Genomic DNA, 644 nt, shown 5'->3' with positions numbered 1-644 from the left:
CAATCAAGGTAAGCTGTTTATATATATAAATTTCATCTGTAAAAAAATCCGCTGACTTATTTTTTGTTTTCATATATTTAAATTGAATATTGAAATTACTACACAATGGATTCGATACTCCATAAAATTCCAAAGTAGCCTTACCACTAGAATTTACTCTAACATGATCTTGCTTTGGTTTAGCCGCTGATAAAAAATCATGATATATTTCAATTTCTGTATTCGGGATTAAATTACTTACCTCAAGATGAAAATCTTGATTTAATTCTATGGTTTGCTTATAACCCTTATAGCTAGGATAAATAATACTAGGGATATATTCTTTATCTACATATGCAATAGTAGTGCTAACACTTTGTCCAATAGTATTTACATTAATTACAGGGTTATCTTTAAATGGAACTTTGGAAGTAATAGTTGCTTTAGCTTCACCACTAGAATTAAATGTTGTATCATGATCATTTAAAGTAGCGTCTCCACTTATATTCCATTCTACTTTAGCACCTTTTTTACCATCTTTTAGCGTGATATTGGCTTGTGCTTTTTCTTCGGTGTATATTGTTTTATCCCCTTCAAATTTTAATTCTCTTTGATAAAGCTTAATTTTATCTGCAGCAAACTCTATTTTACTTGTTCTTGTCTTC

Annotated in this window: 1 protein-coding gene; it reads right to left on the bottom strand. The window is 29.2% G+C overall.

Annotation, left to right across the window (positions count from 1 at the left end):
• A partial coding sequence (locus L8U37_RS08110; RefSeq protein ID WP_263728984.1) for an Ig-like domain-containing protein occupies positions 1-644 on the bottom strand: 644 nt, incomplete at both ends.

It is taken from the genome of Campylobacter sp. RKI_CA19_01122 (genome assembly GCF_025771325.1).
GTDB lineage: Bacteria > Campylobacterota > Campylobacteria > Campylobacterales > Campylobacteraceae > Campylobacter_D > Campylobacter_D lari_D.
Note: the sequence above shows the minus strand (reverse complement) of the source record. Positions and strands in the feature narration are given on the sequence as shown.